We start from the raw sequence: 18,224 nt of genomic DNA on the forward strand, positions 1-18,224 counted from the left end.
TATTTAGTATAAAGTATCTACTAACTACTAATTACTCCAATCAATGTCGCTGAAGTGCACTTGTCGGTAAAAACATTCACGTAGTCACCTACCTTGTAGCGCTCGTCAACCGGAAAAACGACCATTGCATTTTGGTCGTTGCGGCCGCAATAGTCTTTGTCTGATCGTTTAGAAAATCCTTCGATAAGCACCTTGTGCGTCTTCCCAACATAGGTTTGCAGGCGCTCCAGGCTATGTCTGCGCTGCCGGTCTACCACTTCGGTGAGCCTCCGTTTCTTCACTTCTTCCGGTACGTCATCCGCATAGCGTTTTGCGGCCAATGTGCCGGGTCGTTCCGAGTAGGCAAACATATAGGCATAGTCATATTTTACATAGTCCATCATCGAGATGGTCTCCTGGTGTTCTTCCTCCGTTTCGCTGCAGAATCCCGTAATCACATCCGTGGAAATCCCGCAGTTGGGAATGATACTGCGGATGGCATTGATCCGTTCCATATACCATGCCCGATCATAGGTCCGGTTCATCAGCTGGAGTACCCGTGAGTTGCCAGACTGCACGGGCAGGTGGATGTACTTACAGATGTTTTCGTACTTCGCCATGGTGTATAGTACGTCATTGGTAATATCTTTTGGATGCGACGTGGAAAAACGCACGCGCAGTAAGGGGTTTACCTGGGCAACCAGTTCCAATAAATTGGCAAAGGTAATCGTCGGGCCGGCTTCTTCTCCATCGGCAACAGCAGCGGTATACTTATAAGAATCTACATTTTGCCCCAAAAGGGTAACTTCCCGGTATCCGGCATGGAAGAGGTTTTGAGCCTCCTTCACAATAGACTGTGGATCTCGGCTGCGTTCCCGCCCGCGGGTAAACGGAACAACACAGAAGGAGCACATGTTGTCGCAGCCCCGCATGATGGAGATGAATGCGGTAACCCCATTTGTATTGAGGCGTACCGGACTGATGTCTGCATAGGTTTCCTCGCGCGATAGCAATACGTTTACCGCACGCGAACCTTCGTCAACCTGCTCAATGAGGTTAGGCAAGTCACGATAGGCATCCGGCCCAACCACCACATCCACCAGTTTTTCTTCTTCAAGGAATTTGGATTTCAGCCGCTCGGCCATGCAGCCCAATACACCGACCACCATCCCTGGGTTTTTGGCCTTGGCCGATTCAAATTCCTTCAGTCGGTTGCGTACGCGCTGTTCGGCATTTTCACGGATGGAGCACGTGTTGATGAATATCACATCAGCTTCCCGGTAGTCCCGCGTTGTCTCAAAGCCCTTGTCAAGGAGGATGGAAGCCACGATTTCACTATCCGAAAAATTCATCTGGCAACCATAACTTTCTATATACAGCTTCCGACCATTACTTTTCTGCGGGTCGTTTTCGATAAGCAATGCTTCCCCTTGCCGCGATTCGTCGTGCTGTTTCGTACTTGTCGGTATCTCAAACATCGTTGATAATTAAAGCTTACAAAGTTAAAAATAATATTTTGAATGAATGACAGTTTGGCAGAATGTGAGACTTTTTGGATTATGCACTTATATTTGCCTAGGTGCTAATGAACTTAAAAGAACTTATGAAAGGATTGATTAATACGGCATACGCATTTTTGGGAGCTGTCGCTGTTTGGAGCTGCGCCAGTGAAACGCGCGACTGTACGCCGGCCAGTACCTATCAATATACGGCGATGACCGACTCACTCAACGGTAGCTTGAAATGGCCGGAAGAGTTGGATATCCGTGTATTTGCCGATGCCGGATTGGTACCAAGTCCGGCGTGCATGGCCGTTTCGGCACTGGGCGATGTATATGTGGGTGTAGACAAGATGGGATCCTTAGGTAAGGATATGGGCTATGGGGCGATTGTAAAACTGATCGACTGCAACGGGGACGGCATCCTGGATGGGCAATCGGAATTCGCCCGTGTGGATAATCCCCGGGGCATTTTGGCCATGGGCCGCAAGGTGTTTGTGCTGCATACACGCTTTTCGCCCGAAACGAAGAAGGCGGAGAATATGGACCTGGTGGTGTTTGAGGATAACGACGGCGATGGGGTGGCCGACAGCGCCGCGCAACCGCTGATTACCGGCCTGAGCAACCCCACTTACCTGGCCGAGCGGGGCACAGACCATGCCACCAACGGCATCCAGCTGGGTATAGACGGTTGGATCTACATTGCTGTGGGCGATTTCGGTTTCCATAATGCTACCGACCGCGATGGCAACCGGTTAACTATGCTCGGTGGCGGCGTGTTGCGTGTGCGGCCCGACGGCACGGAGATGGAGGTCTACACGCACGGCCTGCGTAACATCTACGACGTGGCCATCGATCCCTATATGAATATGTTTACACGGGATAATACCAACGACGGTGGCGGATGGAATATCCGGTTTTCGCATCAGCTGCAGACCGGCGAGTATGGTTATCCGCTCTTGTTTAAGCAGTATACGGAAGAGATTATCCCGGCGCTGGTGGATGTGGGCGGTGGCTCGGGCACGGGGTCGCTTTACCTGAGCGACCACCGTTGGCCGGAAATGTATAACCAAACACCACTGATGGCCGATTGGGGCCGTAGTTACCTATACCGGCACCCGGTTACGGCCGATGGGCCCACCTACACGCAGCGGGAGGAACCATTCATCCAGTTGCCCCAGATTACCGATATCGATATCGACGGGTCGGGAATCATGTACCTATCTGCCTGGGATGGCGCCGGGTATTCCGGTAGTCCGGATATTGGCTATATCGTCCGTGCGGTGCCCCGCGACTGGACCTACCAACCCTTTGCCGATGTAACCAAAAAGTCGGACCGCCAGCTGGTTAAGCTGCTCGAATCGCCTGATGCCAAAGCGCGCCAAGCGGCCCAGTTTGAACTACTGGGCAGGGGGGGCGGCGATCGAATCTCCTCGTCCGTATGGAAACTGGTTGAAAAGCGCTCGCTGGGCAAGGCGCAGCGGGTAGCCGCATTATACACCTATGCGCAGCTGGCAGGTAAGGTAGGCATCGACCACCTGGTAGTGGCTGCGCAGGATACCGCGCTGCAGGAGTTTGCGCTTCGTGCCCTGGCCGACCGTAAGGAGTGGGCAGGTGCTGTACCTGCGGAACCGTTCCTGGCCGCGCTGCGATCGGAGAACCCGCGTATACAGGCCGTTGCCACCATCGGCGTGGGCCGACTGGGTATCCGGCAGGCCATCGGCCAATTGCTGGCTACTGAGGTGCCCGCATCGTTCAAGGCGCCTGCGCTCGGTGCCGAAGGCCCGCACGCAACGCCAAACGCGGAAATCATCATCCCGCACCTTTCGGTGAAAGCGCTGGTGGCGCTGGATGCGGTGGCGGAGTGTATCGATGCGTTGAACAGCGAACAAGCTGATATGGCGCTCTGGGCGATGCGTTATTTCCACGATGACCGTGTGGTGGACGCCCTGATCGGAAGTTATGACCACACGGACGACACGGCCTACCGCGAAAAAATAATCAATACGCTGGCGCGTATTTACTACCGCGAGCCGGCCTACGATGCGTCGTGGTGGTGGGGCACGCGGCCCGATACACACGGGCCCTACTATCGCACGGAAGAATGGACTTCCACACCGGCAATACGTGGTTTCTTAATCAAACAGTGGGAGATAGCTGGTAATGCCGGCCGGAAGGTCTTCAGCGCCCTCAATACCAAATACCGACTGGGCATCGACCAGTTCGGTACGGCCGACCTGGACGCTGCCCGAGAAGAAGCGCTGAAGGTAGACCTCGAAGCCATCAAAAAGAAGAAGGGGCAAGTGGGCGAGTCGTCCATCGAAGACATCCTGTTGGCCCTGGAGAAAATCAAGGGCGACCCCGAGGCGGGCGCAGCGATTTTTGTGCGTCAGGGCTGCGTGGCCTGTCATAGTATCGATAAAAGTGAAGTCATGAAAGGCCCATTCATGGGGCAGATCGGTTCAATCATGAACCGAGAGAAGATTGCGGAATCGATACTGAAACCCAATGCATCGATTTCGCAGGGATTTGCGACCGTGCAGATCCAAACGAAAAGCGGTGAGATGCATATGGGCTTCGTGACGGCAGAATCGGCCGAGAAGCTCACCATACGTAATATCGCGGGTATGGCAACCGACATCAAAACTGCGGATATCAAGGAACGCAAGGAGCTGGATATGTCCATGATGCCAGAGGGGCTCGCCAATGCATTGAGCTTTGAGGAGCTGGCGTCGTTGGTTGCCTACCTGGAAGGGCAGAAATAGGACCGCTTATGCCCGGCATTTATTTCCATATCCCCTTCTGTAAGCAGGCATGCCACTATTGCGATTTCCATTTCAGCACGTCGCTGAAATACCGGGATGAACTGTTGGCCGCCATGCATCGGGAAATTGCGTTGCAGAAGACCTACCTAAGCGGGACTGGGCAACAGATCGAAACCATCTACTTCGGCGGCGGTACCCCCTCGCTGTTGGCAGCGGCCGATCTGAATGGGCTTATTGATGAGGTCGGTAAACACTTTGCGATCCATCACGATGCAGAGGTCACCATCGAGGCTAACCCCGATGACCTTGACCACGAGAAAGTACAGGCATTGCGGGCAACACCCATCAACCGGTTCAGTATCGGCATTCAATCGTTTTTTGAAGAGGACCTGCGGTGGATGAACCGTGCGCATGACGCAAATGAGGCGCATGAAGCGATTAAGCGGGTGCAGGACGCTGGTTATCGCAATATTACGGCCGATCTGATTTACGGTTACCCACTGCTATCGGATGCAAAGTGGCAGGATAATATCAACCAGTTGCTCGCATTTGGCATCCCGCATATCTCAGCGTACAGCATGACTGTGGAACCGCAGACGGCGCTGGGGGTGTCCGTCCGTAAAGGCAAGCAAATTCCCATGAGAGAAGGCCAAAGTGCTGCCCAGTTTGAGTATTTGATGGAGACACTTACTGCCGCCGGTTTTATCCACTATGAAATATCCAACTTTGCCAGACCAGGGAATTACGCGCGTCACAATAGCAATTATTGGAAAGGCGTGCCTTATCTCGGTATCGGCCCTTCGGCCCATTCGTTTAACGGCACTACCCGTCAATGGAACGTGAGTAACAATGCACGCTATATCAGAGCCATTAATGCAGGAGGAATTCCTTGTGAAAAGGAAGAGTTAACGGAACAGGACAAACTCAATGAATACATCATGACAGCCTTGAGGACCGTTTGGGGGCTCGATTTGGATGAGGTAGAAAAGCGATTCGGCAGTCATTACCGTGAAACACTTTATTTAGGCCTTCAGCCCTTTGTGTTGAGCGCGGAAGTGTCCTTGACCGGACAGGTGGCCACCCTGACACAGGCAGGAAAGTTACTGGCTGACCACATTGCGTCAGAATTATTTGTTGATTAGGGACGATTGGTGCGTGTCGTTAAAAGTCGACAAAATCAAATTAGTGATCGCTAAATTTTGATTGTAGTGGGATAGCTTGCCCCAGCTTTGTGATAAATCCTTATATTCGCACCATAATATCAAAAGTTCCCTTAGTCGCTTATACTGCGCAGATTATGTCAAAAAAACGCATACTTATCACCGGTGCCGCAGGTTTCTTAGGATCACACCTCTGTGACCGTTTCATCAAGGAGGATTACCACGTCATCGGTATGGACAACCTCATCACGGGCGACCTCCGCAACATCGAACACTTATTTAAGCTGGATAATTTCGAGTTTTACAACCACGATGTTTCCACCTTTGTACATGTGCCGGGTAAGCTGGATTATATCCTGCATTTCGCTTCTCCGGCGAGTCCGATAGATTACCTGAAGATTCCCATCCAGACGCTGAAGGTGGGTTCATTGGGGACACACCACCTGCTGGGCTTGGCCCGGGCAAAGGGCGCGCGTATTCTGGTGGCTTCCACTTCGGAGGTTTATGGCGACCCTACCGTGAGCCCACAACCCGAAGAATACTGGGGCAATGTTAATCCCGTTGGCCCGCGTGGTGTGTACGACGAAGCCAAGCGTTTTCAGGAAGCCATTACCATGGCATACCATACGTTCCATGGTCTGGAAACCCGTATTGTCCGGATTTTCAACACCTACGGTCCGCGCATGCGGCTCAACGACGGGCGGGTGTTGCCGGCATTCATCGGCCAAGCACTGCGCGGCGAGAACCTGACCGTCTTCGGCGACGGTTCGCAGACGCGGTCTTTTTGCTATGTGGATGATCAAGTAGAAGGGATTTATCGGCTGCTCCACAGTGATTACTCCCATCCGGTGAATATCGGCAATCCCGACGAGATCACCATCAAACAGTTCGGCGAAGAAATTATCAAACTGACGGGCACAACCCAAAAGCTGGTGTACCACGATTTGCCGGTCGACGATCCCAAGCAGCGACGACCGGATATCACCAAAGCCCGGGAACTGCTTGGATGGGAACCCCAAGTAGGGCGCGCTGAAGGGCTTCGGATTACGTACGACTATTTCAGATCCTTGCCCGACAAGGAAATAAAACATAAAGATTTTACCTATTACAATAAGAAATAAATGAGCAAGATCTTAGTAACAGGCGGTACGGGTTACATCGGCTCTCATACCGTTGTCGAGTTGCAGCGTGCTGGCTACACACCTGTAATCGTAGATAACCTCGTAAATTCGAACGTGGGCGTACTGGCCCAGATCGAAAAGATTACGGGCGTAAGACCGGAATTCCATGATTTCGATCTGTGTGATGAAGCCGCGGTTAAGCGATTCGTCGCAGATAATGCGGATATCACCGGCGTTATCCATTTTGCGGCATATAAGGCGGTGGGGGAATCCGTGCAGCAGCCGCTGAAGTATTACCACAATAATTTCTTCTCGCTGATAAACCTGCTCAATGCTTACCGTGAGCGGCCGATTGATTTCGTGTTTTCCTCGAGCTGTACCGTCTACGGCCAGCCTGACGAGCTGCCTGTCACAGAGTCCGCACCGGTGAAGAAGGCCGAATCGCCGTATGGCAATACCAAGCAAATTGCCGAAGAAATCTTGTCGGAGACCGCTGCGGCATCCAACAACTACAACATCATATCGCTTCGGTATTTCAATCCGGTGGGTGCTCATGAAAGTGCACTTATCGGCGAATTACCCCTGGGTGTGCCACAGAACCTGGTGCCGTTCATCACGCAGAGCGCCATCGGTAAGCGTGGACCGATAACCGTATTCGGAGACGATTACGACACCCCGGATGGGTCGGCCGTTCGTGATTATATCCACGTGGTGGATCTGGCTAAGGCACATGTGGCAGCGATCAGACTACTCGAAAAAGGCAATCCGAACGGCAGTTACGATGTGTTTAACATCGGTACCGGTCGCGGCAATTCGGTATTGGAAGTGATCAAAGCATTTGAGGAAACCACCGGCGTGAAACTCAACTACCAGATCGGGCCACGCCGTAGCGGCGATGTAGAACAGGTATGGGGAGACGTGTCTAAATCGACCCGAGAATTGGGCTGGAAAGCCGAATTGGATATCGCGGAAATGATGCGATCCGCCTGGAATTGGGAACAATATTTGGAGGACCATCCGTTAAGCTAAGTTCAGGAGATGTCACTCAATCAACAACCAGAGCTGAAAAAGGCAATACTTGACCTCCCCCAACGGGAAAAAGACAAGCTCTTGGTGCGATTGATAAACAAAGACCGGCTATTGATGAAACAGCTGCATTTCCAGTTGTTGGAGAATGAAGCGGATCTGGATGAACGGAGTGAGGCCGTCCATCGCCAGTTGGAGCTGCTCTTCGATCGTGCTGGCGAACACGTCCCCAATACCAATCAATACCGTCATTCGGACCAGTTGATGGGCGAATTGAAATATGGAAGTGGACTCGTCAATGAGCATTTTGCGGTCACCAAAGATAAAATGAGCGAGGTGCGGCTTCGTTTATTTTTAGTATCAAGGAGCTTCGCCCGCTTTGACAAGCTTTTCGAAGCGAATTTATATGGTCGTAACGAGAGGCTGTTGAGTTATCAAGCGGCGCGTATAAAATACATCCTTGGCAAATTTGAAAAGCTGCACGAAGATCTGCAATTTGAATTCCGGGAGGAGCTGAATGAAGCGTTGGCCTTTGCGCACCGATCGGGTATGAGACCCTACATGGAAGCGTTGGGTCTACCAAAAGAAGCATAATTTAATATGAACAAGATTATTATTACCGGCGGAGCCGGATTTATCGGATCGCATGTGGTGCGGAGGTTTGTAACCACCTATCCCGATTACGAAATCATCAATTTGGATAAGCTTACCTATGCGGGCAATCTTGCCAATCTCCAGGATATCGAAGCAAGGCCCAATTACCGCTTTGTAAAGGGCGACATTACGGATGCCGGGTTTATCGATAACCTGTTTGCTACGGAGCAGCCCGATGCCATCATCCATTTGGCAGCCGAATCACACGTAGACCGCTCGATCAGCAATCCGATTGAGTTTGTATTAACCAATGTAGTGGGTACCGTTAACCTATTGAATGCGGCACGTAAGTATTGGGAAGGCGCCTATGATAAACATCGGTTCTACCACGTATCTACGGATGAAGTATATGGCGCCCTCGGTGACACCGGTATGTTTACCGAGGAAACTAGCTACGATCCCCATTCGCCCTACTCCGCATCTAAGGCATCATCCGACCATTTTGTACGGGCGTACCACGATACCTATGGATTGGACATCGTGATTTCCAATTGCTCCAACAATTACGGGTCGCATCATTTTCCCGAGAAGCTCATCCCGTTAGCGATCCATAATATCAAGAACAATAAATCTGTGCCGGTGTATGGCAAGGGAGAGAATGTACGGGACTGGTTGTGGGTTGTAGACCATGCACGGGCCATCGACGTAATTTTCCATCAGGCGGCTTCCGGTCAGACCTACAACATTGGCGGACATAACGAGTGGAAGAACATTGACCTTATCCAACTGCTGTGCAGCATCATGGACCGGAAACTGGGCAGGCCCGAGGGAGAGTCGGCGAAGTTGATCACGTATGTGAAGGACCGGGCGGGGCATGACCTGCGCTATGCCATCGATGCGACGAAGCTGAAGCATGATCTGGGTTGGGAACCAAGCCTGCAATTTGAGGAAGGGCTGGAAAAGACCGTAGATTGGTACCTTGCCAATGAAGACTGGCTAGCGAGCGTTACTTCTGGGAACTATCAGCAGTATTACGAAGAACAGTATGTGAAGCGTTAACGTGTGGTTGGTATAAGCCCGTTTTTTACTAGAAAATGGGCATCAACCTGTTTGTCAACGCGGATATAGCCAGGATAATTGATTTGCTTATTGCCCAGCGCGAGTGTAGGCTTGATGTTGAATGTGAGGTTCACCTTTTCATCCGTTGCTCCATCCCGTGCGCTTTGGATGAAAGCCAGTAGTTTCTTGAGTGTCTGCCCATCGGAAAGGAATTTATACACGTTTGTCTTTAGCCGTACCGGTACCGTGACGGTTTCACCCGCGGGCACCTCAATCGGCAATTCGGACGTGCCATCTAAGATTTCCCTACCCTCTACTTCTATTTTATAGGCAAACTGCTGAATGCCGGCCAGATTGTTTGTCGGATTTGTTATCCGAAGATTTAATACACCGGAAAGAGGGATATCACGGCTGAGGAAGCCCATTGCTACACCGGGTAGCCGGCTCACATCTACGCGCCCGTTCGCGATGAGCTTATTTACATCGGTACCGGCCAGAAGAACACTGTCGGCCGAAACAAATTCATATCGGCATTTCTCGAGTGCCCGCAATTCCTTGGCCTGCCGGTCTATACCGCAGCCCGCAAGCAGCGCAACTATCGCTGTGAATCCTATAATCTTTCTCATCGGACATACCCTGCACAACATTGGGGCCAAACTCGTTTTTGATTTGTATGATTTAGTTGACTAAATGTCTGTATAAATAGACTTCAAAAGCAAAGGGCCGGTTACCGGCCCTTTGCTTTTGAAGTCTATTTGTCCCTTTATCTGCTGCAATCAGCTGTCCACGTACCTCGGTCGTTTGTCACCAGCATGTTTAGCGAGCTTGCCGTTATCGTTATACCGGTGAGCCCTTCGCCGATACTCACATGCGTATTACCATCTGCCTCGAATTTAACGCCGGTGATGTCGGGGATACCACTGCCAAAGACAAAGGAATACGAATCGCCGACTTTTGCGACCGTCACACGGCCATCTTCGTCAATAATCGTCTCTTCGCCGTTGCTGAATGAAATATCTCCTTCATATGTACCTACGAATACATCCCTGTCTGAAGGATCGGTGTCCTTATCGCATGAAACCATAAATAGCAATGACGCTATCACTAATGTTCCGATCATTTTCGCTGTATTTTTCATCTTTTTAAAGTTTTAAACGGTTATGAAGCTTGCATGAGCTCATGCAGGTTTCATAAAATTATCGTTTTGTTACAGCATAGAAAAGGCAAAGGTTGTGCCAGAGACGGAGACAAGCCGGGTTGTGATTGTATTTGTTGATGATAAATAATTGTAAATCAGTGCTTTTATTCTGTCTTGAATTTGCCTGGTACCGCACCGAATGAACGCATCAGCCGGTTCCAGGAATTGATCTGTGCCACAGCGAGTGAGAGGATGGCTATTTCCTGCTTGTTGAAATGTTCCAGTAGCGCGAGATGCAGATCGTCGCTGTGCTCTTCTGCGGGCATATGGGTCAGTTTTTCAGCAAATTCCAATACGGCCTGTTCTTTTTCGGAATAATAAGGCGTTTCGCGCCACGCAGACACCGAAATAAGTCGGAGCGTGGTTTCCCCGTAGTGAATCCCTTTCTTATAATGCATATCGATGCAATATGCGCAACTATTGATTTGCGACACACGCATGTATAGGAGTTCGAGCAGCCCTTGGTCTAGACCGGATTGCTCCAGGTAATCCTGTGTTTTCCGCATCCCTTCCAATAAGCCGGTCGGGTAATCTGTCATGTGAATACGTTCGTTCATGATATCGTTTATGTTCAAAAATAGTTATTCGCTGATAGCTTTGGCAATCCGCTCTGCCAAGATAAGCATGTCTTCTTCCACGGGTTGGTCCCTGTTTGTCAATAGGATGATGCTGAATCGACGGGCGGGCACCCGGTAAAAAATATTCCGGAAACTCGTACTGCTACCGGTATGGTAGACCACCTTGTCGCCGCTTTCGTTTTGTTTGAGGTGCCACCCGTATCCGTATTTTACGGTATCGCCACTGGTCAACGTATTGTAGGCAAATGCCTGCTTAACGAGGTGGTCAGGTAGTGTCCCGTCACTGTACAGGGATTGATCCCACTTGAATAGATCCAGCACGTTGCTGTAAATACCCCCATCGCCCAGCACTGCGCTGGTGGCGCTTTGATCCCGAAGCTCCCAATGGTTATTGGTTTTGGTGTATCCAAATGCCCTCGTCGATACGGTAGATCTACCTGCTTCATGAGCAAGGGTCGTGGTCATGTCCAATGGCTTAAAGATATGTGCCTGCAAGTAAGCGGCAAATGGCTGGCCACTGTATTTTTCGACCATCAGCGCTAGCAAAGCATACGCCGAATTACTATACCGGTATTGGTGGCCGGGCGTGAGATATCCGCTGTCCAATTTCATGAGGATATCCAATACCCCTTGGTCTTTGATTTGAGGGTTGAAGGCGGTATCTGCCACGAAATCTTCATAGTCGGGTATCCCAGACGTATGCGTGAGGAGATGCTTCACCGTGACGACATCACCATATGCCGGAAAGTCAGCGAACGCCTCGGACAATGTAGTAGACAATCCCAACTTTCCCGCATTGATAAGCTGCAGGATAGCCGCCGCCGTAAATTGCTTGCTCACGGATGCCAGCCTGAAGTTGGTTGCTGGGGTCATCTTTTTTTGGTGTTCGAGGTCAGCATAGCCATAGCACCGTTGCAGCAATACCGCTCCGTCTTGGATGACGAGCAATACCGCCCCGGGGTTGTCACCCTCGTAGGCCGCAAGGATGCGGTCGATCGCCACCGTATCTTGGGCGGTTGCTGGCTGGGCCAAACTGCACACGAGCAGGGCGAGGAAGCGTACGGATAACAGCATCATGCAGTAAAAATAGGAATTATTTATAATGTCTTTGGTATTCCGGGTGACTATGAGCTGCCTGCTTCCCAACTGCGCTTCGCCGGCATGTCCTTGCCCAGGAAGGTGACAAAGTAAGGTGCTTGTTTAGGACGATAAAACGGCAAGTGGATTTTTTTCAGTCTCGGAAAATAAAATAGTACCTTCGCAGTATAGTACGCCAATTATGAAATCGAGTAGCCTATCGAAACGAATAACCGCGGTTATCGTCGGTTTCTTTGTTCTCCTACCAGTTGCTGTGAAGGGGGATCAATTGGATAGCCTGGAGCGGATACTGAAACATGGACCCATAGACTCGGCATATGTGGAGACGCAAATGGCAGTATCGCGGTTATACCACCGCCAAGGACAGCACGGCGATCGCTGCATGAATCTCGCCTCAGATGCGGTGCAGCATGCAGTTGATCTAGGGGATACCTATTTGTACGCAAAGGCATTGGATAACCTGGGGCTGCTTTACCGGTATCATCAATATTATGCCCAAGCCATACCAATGCACCAGAAAGCCTTCGATTTGACAGAATCGCTCGATATCCCGCCACTGAGCAAAATGATCTTTGCCAATAACACGGGGGTTGCCGCCCGCCACAACGGGAACTTTGATGTTTCGGTTGAATATTACCTAAAGGCCTTGGCGATTGCCGAAAAGGAACAGGATGCAAAAAACCAGGAGATTGCCAACAACGGACTGGGCATTGCCCTGATGAATATCACAGGTCGCGAACAGGAAGCACTGAGTCATCTGCGGCGTGCCCTTCAAATTGCCAAAGCTTCCAACAACACGCTAGGACAGGCGATGAACTACCTCTCCATCGGGAGTTATTACGACGAAATCGGCGAATACGAAACAGCGCGCAAATACCTATTTGAATTGAAACGGCTGAACGAGGGGATGAACGATACGAAGGGTATTGCCATCACTTTGGAAGCCATCGGCAACAGTTACCTGCGTGAAAACAAGGACCTGCCGACGGCAAGAACGTATTTCGAGCGGTCATTGAAGCTGTATGAGCAATTGAACAACCAATTGGGGCAGGCCACGGTGTTGAGCAGTATTGGTGATGTTTTTCAGCGGAATGGTCAGCTTAGCCGGGCGCTGGCCGCTTATTTCCAGGCGTATGATGTGGGCAATGACCTGCAGAACAATTCGATGATACAAAGCAGTGCTGAGTTGATTTCAACGGTTTATGAGCAGCAAGGTGACACCAAGCGGGCGCTGGCCTACTACCGGATAAGCCAGCAGTACAAGGATAGCCTGGCACTCCACCAGCAGGAAATCGCGATTTCGGCCATCAAGCATCAATATGACTTTGAGAGCAAAGAGGCTGAAATTGAACTGCTCACCAAGGATAAGCAATTGGCTGAAGCAAAACTGCACCGCCGGAATTTGATTATATTCGCAATGGCTGGCCTTTTAGCGGTGATCTTCGGGTTCGGTTTTTTTAAGATACGGGTAAGACGGTTAAAAAGACGGTCGGATGAATTGATTAAGCGACAGAAAGACGCCCGATTGAAGGCGCTGTATGACAAGAATCTCATGGAGGCGGAGATTATCGCCACGCGGATGCAAATCAATCCACACTTTATGTTTAACTGCCTGGGTTCTATCCGTTTTCTGGTCGAGAAAAATGAAAATAAAAAGGCACTCGATTACCTGGTTGATTTCAGCTGTTTCACGCGTCGGGTGCTGGAGATTTCCCATCGGCCTGTCCACAGCGTTTCCGATGAATTAAAGCTCTTGGACCAATACCTGAGACTGGAGAAAAATCGCTTTGACGATGGCTTTAGTTATCATATTGTGAATGAAATGGAGCAATGGGAGGAGCGGGATGTCATTCCGGCACTGCTGTTGCAACCCTTTGTCGAGAATGCAATTTGTCATGGCCTATCGCCTTCAAATCGAAAGGAGAAACAGCTCCGGATCGTCGCAAAATCAGGCGCCACTCATATCGAACTAACGATTGAAGACAACGGTGTTGGATTGGCTGAACACCGAACGCCACAGTCGGGGCATAAGAGTATGGGGCATAAAATTACCGATAAGCGGGTCGACCTGTTCAACAAGAGTTATCGAGATCACATCCAATGGCGCATCGAAAACCTGGTGGACCCGGAAGATCGCGTTGAGGGAACCCGTGTGCAAATCGCCATTTTTATCCTGGAAACCCAAGAAACGGAGTTCGTGTATCCTCCTTTTCGAACGGGGGTCAGTTTTAATTGAGTCCACCTTGTTTTTTTCCGTACCTTTGCCCCGTTTTTAAGATAGTGGGTATAAGTGATATTTTAGCGGAATACCGTCAAAGCGATAAGGTAGCTGCTTTGGCAAAAACGTTGCTCGGCAAAAACCCGAAAATCCATCTTAAGGGGTTGATTGGGTCGGCTGATGCGATGGTGGCGGTGTCATGCTATCAACTACAGGAACGTCCTTTAGTGTTTGTGCTGCCCACCCATGAAGAAGCTTCTTATTTCCTAAGCGATCTGGAAGGCTTATTGGACAAGCAGGTGTTGTTTTTTCCTGCCTCTTATCGCAAAGCATTCGATTTTACGCAGACAGACAGCGCCCATGTATTGCAGCGGGCTGAAACGCTGAGCACACTCAACCATGCCAGCGAACTGCCGAAAATGGTGGTTACTTATCCCGAAGCGTTGGCTGAAAAAGTAATCAATCGCAACGACCTGGAAAAAAACACGCTCGAAATTACACAAAGTACAAGTCTCGATATCGACTTTATCAATGAATTCCTTCAGGAATACGAATTTGAGCGGGTGGATTTTGTTTACGAGCCGGGGCAGTACGCCATTCGGGGCGGCATTGTTGATATCTTTTCATTTTCTAACGACCTTCCTTACCGCATCGAATTTTTTGGTAACGACATCGAAAGTATCCGGACCTTCAATATCGAAAGCCAGCTATCCGTAAGTAAAATTCACACGGTCACCATCGTACCTAATGTGCAGGCAAAATTTCTAACCGAGGGTAATATTTCGCTGTTGGAATACATCGCTGCCGATTCATCCATATGGTTTGAAGACGTACAGTTTACAATGGATGTTATTGCCAAAGGGTATAAAAAAGCTGCCGAGTTATGGAAAGCGCTTCCCCAAGCCGACAAACTCCAGAACCCGGAGTGGGTGGACCCGAAGTTCAACTTTATCGATGAGAAAAACCTGGCGGCCATACTGTTTGATTTTGCCGTGGTGGAGTTCGGTAAACAATTTCTTTATCAGGCAAACGAGACTATCGTATTCTCCCAGCGGCCGCAGCCGTCATTTAATAAGGATTTTAGCCTGCTGATCCATAATTTCAAGGAAAACGAGCAGGCTAATATTCAGAACTGCATTTTCAGTGATTCACCGAAGCAGATTGAACGGCTAATCACCATCCTCGATGATCTGGACAAATCGGTCACTTTTACGCCGATTCATACGGCGTTGCGTGAGGGTTTCTCAGATACGGAATTGGGTATTGCATGTTATACCGATCATCAGATATTCGATCGGTATTATAAATATAAACGCAAGAAGGGCTATGAGCGTTCTCAGGCCATCACACTCAAGGAGCTACGTGACCTGAAACCGGGGGACTACATCACGCACATCGACCACGGTATCGGCAAATATGCCGGACTGGAAAAGGTAAAGGTAAATGACAAAATGCAGGAGATGATTCGCCTGGTCTATGCCGACAATGACTTACTCTACGTCAATATCAATTCGCTCAATCGCATTTCGAAGTATACGGGCAAAGAAGGCAGCGTACCCAAAATGAACAAGCTGGGTACCGATGCGTGGGACAAGCTGAAAAAGACCACTAAAAAAAAAGTTAAGGATATTGCCCGCGACCTGATTAAGCTGTATGCCAAGCGTAAGGCACAGACCGGTAACGCCTTTAGTCCCGATACCTACCTCCAGACTGAACTGGAAGCCTCCTTTATCTACGAAGATACCCCCGATCAGGAGAAAGCGACTCTGGATGTAAAACGCGATATGGAGTCGCCCCATCCAATGGATCGCTTAGTGTGTGGTGATGTAGGGTTTGGTAAGACCGAGGTGGCTATCCGTGCGGCGTTTAAGGCCGTGGCTGATAGCAAACAGGTAGCGGTACTGGTGCCTACCACCATCTTAGCCATGCAGCACCATCGTACGTTTATGGAACGTTTGCGAGGCTTTCCTTGCAATATCGATTACATCAACCGCTTCAAGACCACCAAACAAATCAAGGAAACATTGGCGCGACTGGCCGACGGCAAGCTCGATGTTATCATCGGCACCCACCGATTGGTGAGCAAAGATGTCAAGTTCAAGGACCTCGGCTTGATGATTGTCGATGAAGAACAGAAATTTGGCGTGGGCGTGAAGGAAAAGTTGAAGCAAATCCGTGCCAATGTGGATGCGCTCACCCTTACGGCTACACCCATTCCGCGTACGCTACATTTTTCATTGATGGGCGCACGCGACCTGAGCATCATTAATACCCCGCCACCAAACCGGCAACCCGTACAGACGGAGCTGCATGTTTTTAACGAGACGCTCATACAGGAGGCTGTTTCTTATGAAGTAGATCGCGGGGGGCAGGTCTTTTTTATCCATAACCGGGTGGCTGATTTGCCGCAGTTGGGCAACATGATCAAAAAGCTGGTTCCCCATGCGCGCGTGGGCGTGGCGCATGGCCAGCTGGAAGGTGACGCGCTTGAAGATGTGATGCTCAAGTTCGTGAACCATGAGCATGATGTGTTGATAGCCACGACCATCATCGAGGCCGGACTGGATATCCCCAATGCCAATACCATCATTATCAACCATGCCCATATGTTCGGCCTAAGCGACCTGCACCAAATGCGGGGCCGTGTGGGGAGGTCAAACAAAAAGGCGTTTTGTTACCTGCTCAGTCCGCCGCTATCCACGCTCACTGCGGAAGCCTATAAGCGGCTCAATGCGATCGAAGAATTTTCGGAACTTGGTAGCGGGTTCAACGTCGCTATGCGCGACCTTGATATTAGGGGGAGCGGTAACCTATTGGGCGCGGAACAGAGTGGGTTTATTGCCGAGATCGGTTTTGAGATGTATCATAAGATACTGGATGAGGCTATACAGGAGTTGAAAGACGATGAATTTTCTTCACTTTTCCAAGATGTAAAGCCGCGCGATTTTGTATCCTTTACCCAGATCGATACCGATTTGGAAGTATTGATTCCCGATGAATATGTAACCAACGTGGCGGAGCGGTACAACCTGTACAATGAAATCGCCAAGCTCGAAAACGAGCAGGAGCTGGATGCGTTTAAAGGCTCATTGCGCGACCGTTTCGGGCCTGTGCCTCGGCAGGTGGAAGAGCTCCTCAACACACTACGTTTGCAATGGCTGGGCAAAGCCATTGGTTTAGAAAAAATTTCCTACAAGAAAAACATCCTGCGTGGTTACTTCTCCACCAATCCCAGCTATTTTGAAAGTGATCAGTTTGGCAAGGTATTGCAGTTCGTACAACTCAATCCCACGATCTGCAACCTTAAAGAAGTGAAAGGGTCGCTGCGTATCGCCTTTGAGCAGGTGCCTGATATTGGGCAGGCTATTTTAATTCTGCGGGATATGGCGCAGCTCAACAGTCAATAGTCCGGATATGCGGTGTCCTGAAATTCGCCGCTGATCCGGATGATGTCTTCATCGTTATTTGGATTAACGAGGGTCGCTTCGAAGGTGCCGGCCAGCAAGCTGTATACGCCCCGTTTATACACCTTGGTGATGGTTACGGTGCCACCAGCCCCAATCTCATCGGTAGTGTAGTAACCATCGGTGTTGGCAGCTACGTTAATGGCTATGTGGCCGTTGCTGCCTTTTGTGAAGGTATGCGAACCAGTTTCGTTGTTGAACGGGTGAATATCGATATTCAAGCTTGGAAATGTGCTTTCACCCTTTCCGACGATGGAAGCAACGAATCCTGCCCCTCCGGGTAGGCTTGCTCCAAAGGCGTTGATATGCGTCGCGGTTAATGATACGTCGCCCCTGACGAGGAGAAAAGCTTCGGATGGCAGATCATCATCAGGCCTGTTGCTGTTACTACTGCATGATAGGCCGCCCGCGAGCAGTAGCAATCCGAAAAGGTTTTTCATCGTGTTCATCGTTTTTGTCATGATA

General features: G+C 50.1%; 14 protein-coding genes. 8 read left to right on the top strand and 6 right to left on the bottom strand.

Going from position 1 to position 18,224, the window contains the following annotated elements; translation table 11 throughout:
• Positions 1–20: 20 nt before the first annotated feature.
• Positions 21–1,457, bottom strand: coding sequence for a tRNA (N6-isopentenyl adenosine(37)-C2)-methylthiotransferase MiaB (gene miaB, locus IEV98_RS06630; protein ID WP_188505089.1), 1,437 nt, complete (start codon positions 1,455–1,457; stop codon positions 21–23).
• Between the two features lie 125 nt (positions 1,458–1,582).
• Between miaB and IEV98_RS06635 the strand changes: the two genes are divergently transcribed.
• The 6 genes from IEV98_RS06635 to rfbB all read left to right on the top strand — a co-directional run bounded on the left by IEV98_RS06635 (position 1,583) and on the right by rfbB (position 9,203).
• Positions 1,583–4,243: a PQQ-dependent sugar dehydrogenase gene (locus tag IEV98_RS06635; protein ID WP_188505090.1), complete on the top strand. Its 2,661-nt coding sequence runs from the start codon at positions 1,583–1,585 to the stop codon at positions 4,241–4,243.
• An 8-nt stretch (positions 4,244–4,251) separates the two neighbouring features.
• Positions 4,252–5,385: a radical SAM family heme chaperone HemW gene (gene hemW, locus IEV98_RS06640; RefSeq protein ID WP_188505091.1), complete on the top strand. Its 1,134-nt coding sequence runs from the start codon at positions 4,252–4,254 to the stop codon at positions 5,383–5,385.
• A 155-nt stretch (positions 5,386–5,540) separates the two neighbouring features.
• On the top strand, positions 5,541–6,524 hold the full coding sequence (locus IEV98_RS06645) for a UDP-glucuronic acid decarboxylase family protein (RefSeq protein ID WP_188505092.1): 984 nt from the start codon (positions 5,541–5,543) through the stop codon (positions 6,522–6,524).
• Positions 6,525–7,553: a UDP-glucose 4-epimerase GalE gene (galE, locus tag IEV98_RS06650; RefSeq protein WP_188505093.1), complete on the top strand. Its 1,029-nt coding sequence runs from the start codon at positions 6,525–6,527 to the stop codon at positions 7,551–7,553.
• Between the two features lie 9 nt (positions 7,554–7,562).
• Entirely contained in the window at positions 7,563–8,144 is a 582-nt protein-coding gene (locus IEV98_RS06655) for a hypothetical protein (protein ID WP_188505094.1), read from the top strand.
• A 6-nt stretch (positions 8,145–8,150) separates the two neighbouring features.
• Positions 8,151–9,203: a dTDP-glucose 4,6-dehydratase gene (gene rfbB / locus IEV98_RS06660; protein ID WP_188505095.1), complete on the top strand. Its 1,053-nt coding sequence runs from the start codon at positions 8,151–8,153 to the stop codon at positions 9,201–9,203.
• Here rfbB and IEV98_RS06665 read toward each other — a convergent pair.
• The 4 genes from IEV98_RS06665 to IEV98_RS06680 all read right to left on the bottom strand — a co-directional run bounded on the left by IEV98_RS06665 (position 9,200) and on the right by IEV98_RS06680 (position 12,056).
• Complete coding sequence (locus IEV98_RS06665; protein WP_188505096.1) at positions 9,200–9,829, bottom strand: LEA type 2 family protein; 630 nt, start codon at positions 9,827–9,829, stop codon at positions 9,200–9,202. The two genes, rfbB and IEV98_RS06665, sit on opposite strands and share 4 nt — an antisense overlap.
• Before the next feature lie 137 nt (positions 9,830–9,966).
• Entirely contained in the window at positions 9,967–10,341 is a 375-nt protein-coding gene (locus IEV98_RS06670) for a hypothetical protein (protein WP_188505097.1), read from the bottom strand.
• A gap of 164 nt (positions 10,342–10,505) precedes the next feature.
• The gene (locus tag IEV98_RS06675; RefSeq protein ID WP_188505098.1) at positions 10,506–10,958 is read right to left on the bottom strand and encodes a carboxymuconolactone decarboxylase family protein; all 453 of its coding nucleotides are present in this window, start codon (positions 10,956–10,958) and stop codon (positions 10,506–10,508) included.
• Positions 10,959–10,982: 24 nt separating this feature from the next.
• Positions 10,983–12,056 (bottom strand): serine hydrolase domain-containing protein, encoded by a 1,074-nt coding sequence (locus IEV98_RS06680; protein ID WP_229738608.1) that lies wholly within the window; start codon positions 12,054–12,056, stop codon positions 10,983–10,985.
• Between the two features lie 202 nt (positions 12,057–12,258).
• On the opposite strand from IEV98_RS06680, the gene IEV98_RS06685 reads away from it, so the two are divergent.
• Both IEV98_RS06685 and mfd read left to right on the top strand, forming a co-directional pair.
• Positions 12,259–14,313, top strand: coding sequence for a tetratricopeptide repeat protein (locus IEV98_RS06685; RefSeq protein WP_188505099.1), 2,055 nt, complete (start codon positions 12,259–12,261; stop codon positions 14,311–14,313).
• Between the two features lie 44 nt (positions 14,314–14,357).
• A complete protein-coding gene (gene mfd, locus IEV98_RS06690) occupies positions 14,358–17,702 on the top strand; it encodes a transcription-repair coupling factor (protein WP_188505100.1) in 3,345 nt (1,114 codons plus the stop codon).
• On the opposite strand, the gene IEV98_RS06695 is transcribed toward mfd, so the two are convergent.
• Positions 17,696–18,199, bottom strand: coding sequence for a hypothetical protein (locus tag IEV98_RS06695; protein ID WP_188505101.1), 504 nt, complete (start codon positions 18,197–18,199; stop codon positions 17,696–17,698). The two genes, mfd and IEV98_RS06695, sit on opposite strands and share 7 nt — an antisense overlap.
• Between the last annotated feature and the right edge of the window lie 25 nt (positions 18,200–18,224).

Origin of the sequence: Parapedobacter pyrenivorans (assembly GCF_014636865.1) — a bacterium.
In the GTDB taxonomy this organism is placed as follows: domain Bacteria; phylum Bacteroidota; class Bacteroidia; order Sphingobacteriales; family Sphingobacteriaceae; genus Parapedobacter; species Parapedobacter pyrenivorans.